This is a genomic window from Sphingobacterium sp. HSC-15S19, assembly GCF_050433745.1.
GTDB classification, from domain to species: domain Bacteria; phylum Bacteroidota; class Bacteroidia; order Sphingobacteriales; family Sphingobacteriaceae; genus Sphingobacterium; species Sphingobacterium siyangense.
The window spans coordinates 108,468-114,923 of sequence record NZ_JBNPWQ010000021.1 but is presented as its reverse complement, the minus strand read 5'-3'; the positions used below and the strand labels follow the sequence as shown (position 1 = coordinate 114,923).

The 6,456-nt window shown below is 37.0% G+C and carries 7 protein-coding genes; 2 read left to right on the top strand and 5 right to left on the bottom strand.

Annotation, left to right across the window (positions count from 1 at the left end; translation table 11 throughout):
* Positions 1 to 443: 443 nt before the first annotated feature.
* Together L1283_RS17630 and L1283_RS17625 are read right to left on the bottom strand one after the other, a co-directional pair.
* Positions 444 to 1,109, bottom strand: a complete 666-nt coding sequence (locus L1283_RS17630) for a hypothetical protein (RefSeq protein WP_286735893.1) — start codon at positions 1,107 to 1,109, stop codon at positions 444 to 446.
* 469 nt (positions 1,110 to 1,578) lie between these two features.
* Positions 1,579 to 1,776, bottom strand: coding sequence for a phage integrase SAM-like domain-containing protein (locus tag L1283_RS17625; RefSeq protein ID WP_286735894.1), 198 nt, complete (start codon positions 1,774 to 1,776; stop codon positions 1,579 to 1,581).
* A 981-nt stretch (positions 1,777 to 2,757) separates the two neighbouring features.
* On the opposite strand from L1283_RS17625, the gene L1283_RS17620 reads away from it, so the two are divergent.
* A complete protein-coding gene (locus L1283_RS17620; RefSeq protein ID WP_429626366.1) occupies positions 2,758 to 3,894 on the top strand; it encodes a cysteine desulfurase family protein in 1,137 nt (378 codons plus the stop codon).
* Positions 3,895 to 3,988: 94 nt separating this feature from the next.
* Here the strand turns inward: L1283_RS17620 and L1283_RS17615 are convergent, their stop codons facing one another.
* From L1283_RS17615 to L1283_RS17605, 3 genes are all read right to left on the bottom strand, one after another.
* A complete protein-coding gene (locus tag L1283_RS17615; RefSeq protein WP_157698375.1) occupies positions 3,989 to 4,171 on the bottom strand; it encodes a hypothetical protein in 183 nt (60 codons plus the stop codon).
* 292 nt (positions 4,172 to 4,463) lie between these two features.
* Positions 4,464 to 4,883, bottom strand: coding sequence for a copper resistance protein NlpE (locus L1283_RS17610; RefSeq protein ID WP_429626365.1), 420 nt, complete (start codon positions 4,881 to 4,883; stop codon positions 4,464 to 4,466).
* 84 nt (positions 4,884 to 4,967) lie between these two features.
* A complete protein-coding gene (locus tag L1283_RS17605; protein ID WP_182982806.1) occupies positions 4,968 to 5,300 on the bottom strand; it encodes a tetratricopeptide repeat protein in 333 nt (110 codons plus the stop codon).
* A gap of 401 nt (positions 5,301 to 5,701) precedes the next feature.
* Here L1283_RS17605 and L1283_RS17600 point away from each other — a divergent pair, with 401 nt between their 5' ends.
* The gene (locus L1283_RS17600; RefSeq protein WP_286803116.1) at positions 5,702 to 6,439 is read left to right on the top strand and encodes an electron transfer flavoprotein subunit beta/FixA family protein; all 738 of its coding nucleotides are present in this window, start codon (positions 5,702 to 5,704) and stop codon (positions 6,437 to 6,439) included.
* Positions 6,440 to 6,456: the final 17 nt, after the last annotated feature.

Here is a 6,456-nt window from a genome sequence, read left to right as displayed (position 1 = left end):
CCAACTTTACATTAAATTTGGGGATAGGCTCAAACTTGATAGAGGCTTTTAGATTTTGGTTAATTATCCAATGACACAGTTTGAGTTACACTCCCTTAAATTTTGGGATAGGCTCAAACTTGATAGAGGCTTTTAGATTTTGGTTAATTATCCAATGACACAGGTGTTACACTCCCCATTCTTGTGGTAAATGATCCTCACCTTATTTAACTTTTGTTTAAAAGAGAATTTCTCTTTAAATACGTTTTAAATTATTACTGGACAGAAGATAGACTAAGCATCCCCAAAAAGGGATAAAGACTATCAATAATAATTTCCAAAGTTGAATCCTTTCTGAAGATTTACTTATCCTATATATTGTAAGTAGATAGGTAAAGAGAATTAGTATACCACCGATTAAAAATAATATTTCCATGATATTTATCTATAATGATTTATATTTTCTACTTGTAAATTTTGCACGCTGCGGCTGCGGCTGCCAACATACATCCTTCACATGTTGGCCCCGTTATATAACAAAGCAAATTACATTTAGGGTCTGCTTCACACGCAGCCTTTGCTTGTTGGAATACTCTAGCAACGCAAGTTAAATAATCCTCCTCTTTAGCTTTATTATTGGATGCCGAATAATCCATTGAAGGATCTTTTGGTTTGTACATAGATTCATTTGTACTGTATACGTATTGGCTTTTTTCTGACCATATTACGAATCCTTGTGCAACTCCATCATTGTTATATTTTATTTCTTGGTAAAAAGATTCATAGTTTTTGTCTTTTTCAAAAATATAAAGATATCCCTTTGTAGAATTATCTGAAATTACAGGGATAACTTCGTACGAGATATTATCAGAAACTTCTGAGCAGGCAGGCGTTTCTGCAGTTATGATTTGTGAAGTTGTGATATCAAGGTCTTCTTGTATGGATTTTATTCTATTTGTAATGAATAGATCTCTTTCTTTATCCGAATGATGCTTTGATGAATTCGCTGACTCTTTTACATCTATTGACAGTTTTTGATTGTCTACTTCGTTTTTGTTTAATTCTTTTGAACAGGAGAAAAATAAAATTAAGGCGGTAAATAAAATAAGTGATTTTATAATTATATTCATAATTAAGTAATTTATCGCTATAAATATAAACTATTTCACTGTAAAAGAAAAAAGTAATTTCATTTTTCTCTTAATTAACGTAGTTTTAGAATAAAAGAGTTGAGACTTATATAGTTTATGGACTGAAAAGGCTCGGTTTCTACGCATTATGCATTGGTTAGAAATGAAAGAGAACAGCATGTTACTGTTGCATGGTTTCGGGTGGTCATGATACTTCTCTATGAGTTCGGATGCCTGGGATAATAGCGGAGCAATGACGACCGTTTCCATTTTCTTCCTATTGGTTACCAACCAATCCCCACCGTCTATTCCTTTCAAAATGTTGCCTCTCGTGAGGTTTCCCATGTTCTATATTTGTCAGTCTTGTATAACTGCTAAAATGGAGTATATCCAGTACCGATTGTAGGCGTTCGATGGAAACCATCTTATGGGCAAGTAAATTAAATCCCTCCTTTGTGAGATACCCTCTTTAGGTCTTGTTAAAACGGAGTTTGAATTTAGCAAACGTGTCTTTTTCCAGCCAGTCCATAGTGACAGCTTTTTTTACCAGCTTATGTAACCCCTCGAAGTGCTTCATCACACCATTGTAACCCAATGACTTGTGTATGTATTTATTAGCAATGGCTTCTATCTTGGTGCCACCAGTGTAAATATCTTCTATGCTCAATACTCGTTCTTTTATTCTTCCTACGGAGTTTTTAATGGATTAGGCCTCCGTTTGTTCTGCATGGAGATGGTTCTTGACAGCAGTACGTTCCCGAATCAGCTGATCTCATTCACGGGTCAGCTGGTTCAACCTTTTTTAGTTAGGATCTGGGCTGTGCCACAACTCAAGCCGACGTTCTGGGCCGAATAGGGCGATAGCTTCCGAACAGCTTGTGTCTGTTACTGCCTTAACCTACGGTGTACGAAAGTAATTACTGATCTTATTAGACAAGATAATAATAATCTTATATCTCTTGGATTCCAAAAAATAAGCAAACTTCTCGTGGTAAACGCCCGTGGCCTCCATAACAAAACGAAGAGGACTTTCTGCAGACGTATGGGCATGTACACATCCCTGCAACTTTAACAGACCTTTATCCGTATCGAAGATTACCGTAATGGCACAGCTTTTTATCTAAGTTAGAGAAAATATGTCCAAAACAAACGACCAGTTCCTTACTCCCAACATCAATCAATAACAACAACCTGCTAGAGTGTGTTCATAATAATTTTTGGTTGAAAATGTAAAATTTATAGTGAAACTTCCCTTGGACTTGTCCTCCTAGATATTCAAGCTGGACTGCAATTCCGCTTTACATTCTGTTCTGCCTTAGGAAGCGAAAAAAAGGAAGGTCATTTCTCAAAAACAGTATGCTAAAAAAACTACTAAGACAGCCTTTGACTCTTCATTTTTTCACTACAACGCAAATCTATAAAATATACAATATCTCCTACATTTGCTTTATACCAAAAAAGGAGACAGCCCCATTTTTCTATATCAGAACGTAAATTTTCTAATCCTATACTATCCCTGGCAAAAAGGACCTAATTCCTAGGAAACCACGGTACTCAAACAGCTATCCGTCATAATTAGGAAAATAAAATGATAAAAATAAGTCATTTAATACCTTTAATTTACTTTGGAGATTTGTAATTTTGCAGCATGCAAGTATATTTTGATAATGCAGCGACTACAGCCTTAGATCCTGAAGTAATAAAAGTAATGGTGGATGTGATGAACAATAACTTTGGAAATCCATCTTCTATCCATAGTCACGGACGACAAGTAAAAACAATTGTAGAAAAAGCACGTAAAACGATTGCCAATCTACTTCATGTATCTCCAGCAGAGATCTTCTTCACATCGGGTGGAACCGAGGCCGACAATATGGCCATCGTTAGGTCAATCGCCGACTTTGGGATAACCCATGCCATCACCTCCCCTATTGAGCACCATGCCGTATTACATACCTTAGAAGAACTTGAAAAAGCCGGTAAGGTGCACCTCGACTTATTGGAAGTTGACGAAAAAGGTAATTTAAATCTCAACCAGCTTGAAGAACTTTTAAGTACCAATCCGCGTACGTTTGTTTCCATTATGCATGCCAATAATGAGATCGGAAATCTCAACGATATTCAACGTATCTCCGAGTTATGCCAAAAGTATAATGCGATATTCCATTCGGACACGGTACAGACAATGGGGCATTACCCACATGATCTTGGTAGCCTCAAAATAGATTTTATAACAGGGGCTGCCCATAAATTCCATGGCCCAAAAGGGGTTGGTTTTCTTTACATCAATGCGAATAACAAGATTAAACCTTTAATCTATGGTGGAGCACAAGAACGCAACATGCGTGGTGGAACAGAAAATGTCTATGGAATAGCTGGGCTTGCCAAAGCTTTAGAACTTGCCTATGAGCACATGGAAGAACACCACGCTTATATTCAAGGACTCAAATCTTATATGATCGACGAGTTGCAGAAAGCAATCCCCGAGATTGATTTTAATGGTGTTATTGAACCTGATAAATCACTGTATACCGTACTGAATGTTTCTTTCCCTTGCAGTGACCTTGCCGACATGCTTTTATTCAACCTGGATATTGCGGGTATATCCTGCTCTGGTGGCAGTGCATGCAGTTCAGGGACAGATATAGGCTCGCATGTATTGGGCGCAATAAAATCCAGCTCGGAACGACCTTCAGTTCGTTTTTCATTCTGCAAGCATAACACCAAAGAAGAAGTTGACTTCGTCGTAGGAACGTTAAAAGAACTTTGTGCTAAAAACAACTAATATTTTATAGTTGACAACAGACAACGAATAAGATCGCTCAATGTAGCGCTAATTAAAAATTTAAGCAAGAATTCTTAATTAGCGCTACATTGAGTTAGATCAGTTTAATCTTGCTCCAGCACGCTATCACAGCAGCAAGTTGGAGTAAAAGGACTTCCTCATCCAATAGCAAGTTACACAGCATATTTGTATTCGCTAAACCGTTCTGAATACGTACACCCCCATTTCCGACAACTACCATAATTACCCGAACATATACATCATCATACCAACTCACTCCTAATAACAGTTTTCAATCAGTTTTTAGACAGTGATCAGTCAGTGCTTATTCAGTTCATACTGAGCAAGCACTGAACGAGCACTGAACAATCACTGAACAAGCACTGTTAAAAGAGCCTATTTGATCCTAACTTGCTACGGTTAAAAATTAAAGAGAAGAAGGGAAGAAAACTTTCAATATAATCCCAATTAAGGATTGCAATACTGGGAAAAGTGAATAATTTCAAAAAAATAAAAAAGCCGAAAATAGATTCGGCTTTTTCATTCTTCATACATCTTTTATGCTAGATTCAATTTTTTGTCAAGACATAATATTTGGAAATATCTCCCGTAATGTCATTTCCGGAAAGATCCAACTGACTGAGTATCCGATTTCCTAATTTGAACTTATAGTCAACGCCGTCCAGTGTAATGATGTTACCATCCAATTTCCATTTTCCTTCACGCGTAAACACATCATCACTTTTATTAAGGTATTTAGATGAATATTGGTAGGTGTTGTCAGCATGCAATGAAATAAGTGTTTCTATACCATCACAATCCGCACAAGGCATAACACCTTTGTATTCACCAATCACTACTTCCGCCTTATCCCTACCTTTTAGGTCCTGTAAATTATCTTTATAGACCGCAACACTTTGTTTGGGATTATCACATCCCACCATTCCAATTGTCAACAACAAACCCACAATCCAAATAAACCTTTTCATCTCATTCCAAATTCAAAAAAATCAGCATCTAACAGTTACACCAATAAATTCATAACAAATTAAATACCAAAAATTTAGAAAAGATTAAAAATCATCTTCATCGTCGTCTGTCAAGAATGACAATGCACCTTGTAACTCGCCCAAAGCATGGAAATTACGTGTCTTGCGCGCGATCTCAATTCCGGATCTATAGGTATCAATCGCGGACTCCTGTTTATTTAATTTTTCGTACAATTTACCCAAATGATAGTAAGTTCCTACATAATCCGGATTTGTATGTACTAAATTCTCAAATCTTAGCATGGCCTCTTGTTCATCTTCCTGCTTGAGGTATTCAGCTGCAATTGCATATTTTAAAAAAGGATCTTCGGGGCTCTCTTTCAAAAATTCATTCAGTTGATCCAATCGTGTCGACATATCTTTTTTATTTCAAACTTAGACAAATTGCATTTTATATGCAATTTAATTGTGTTTCCCCTAAAACAATTCCCCATCTCTCCATATCACACGAAAGCTTTTTATAAACAGGAACCCCGAATGAGCTGCTATGCTTTCTAAAATTACTATGCTAGCATATAAAATGACAATTTACTGACGCAATAAATCCATTATAAAGAATCGGCTATTTAAAATAAAAAAATACAAAAAAGACAACAAAACACCTAAATATCATATCATATCAAAAAAAATACACGAAAATAACTGGTAAAATTAAAAATTCATCAAAATCACAAGACGACTCTTTAACAGAATTTAAAACGCCTTAGCGCTTTTTAATTGAAAGAAAATATGGTAAGTTTGAGTAAAACCAATCGTATATGAAAATATTAGTTTGTATAAGTAATGTCCCTGACACTACATCCAAAATCACTTTTACAAATGACAACACTGCATTTAACACAGCTGGTGTACAATTCATTATAAACCCTTATGATGAAATTGCTTTATCCAAAGCAGTTGAGTTGGCTGAAGGTGGAAAAGGAACCGTAACTGTCATCAATGTGGGCGATGCATCTACAGATGCAACCATTCGAAAAGCATTGGCAATTGGCGCAGACAATGCTGTACGGATTAACGCCGCTCCACGCGATGCTTGGTTTGTTGCTAATCAGATAGCAAAGTATGCCAAAGACAATGCATTTGACTTAATTTTAACTGGCCGCGAATCCATCGACTATAACGGTGCTCAAGTGGGGGCAATCGTAGGAGAACTGCTGCATATCCCTTCTGTTTCCATTGCCAAAAAAGTTGATATTGCGGGCGACGCAGTCACAGTTGAGCGCGAGATTGAAGGCGGAAAAGAAGTATTGACAGCAAAGCTGCCAATCGTCATTGGTACAGCAGAAGGTGTTGCCGAGCCAAAAATACCTAATATGCGTGGTATTATGAGTGCGCGGACCAAACCATTGGATGTGCTGGAACCTTCCACTATAGACGTTCTTGAACACATTGTCAGCTATGAGACACCTGCTCCGCGCGGTTCGGTCAAACTTGTTGACGCTGCCGAGGTAGAAAAATTAGTTTCTCTTCTTCACGACGAAGCTAAAGTTATTTAATCTTTAAACGCTAAAAC

Bases quoted from the DNA above. Each gene is read 5' to 3' on its own strand.
- L1283_RS17630 (WP_286735893.1), bottom strand. From the start codon at position 1,109: ATGAATATAATTATAAAATCACTTATTTTATTTACCGCCTTAATTTTA.
- L1283_RS17620 (WP_429626366.1), top strand. From the start codon at position 2,758: ATGCAAGTATATTTTGATAATGCAGCGACTACAGCCTTAGATCCTGAA.
- L1283_RS17610 (WP_429626365.1), bottom strand. From the start codon at position 4,883: ATGAAAAGGTTTATTTGGATTGTGGGTTTGTTGTTGACAATTGGAATG.
- L1283_RS17605 (WP_182982806.1), bottom strand. From the start codon at position 5,300: ATGTCGACACGATTGGATCAACTGAATGAATTTTTGAAAGAGAGCCCC.
- L1283_RS17600 (WP_286803116.1), top strand. From the start codon at position 5,702: ATGAAAATATTAGTTTGTATAAGTAATGTCCCTGACACTACATCCAAA.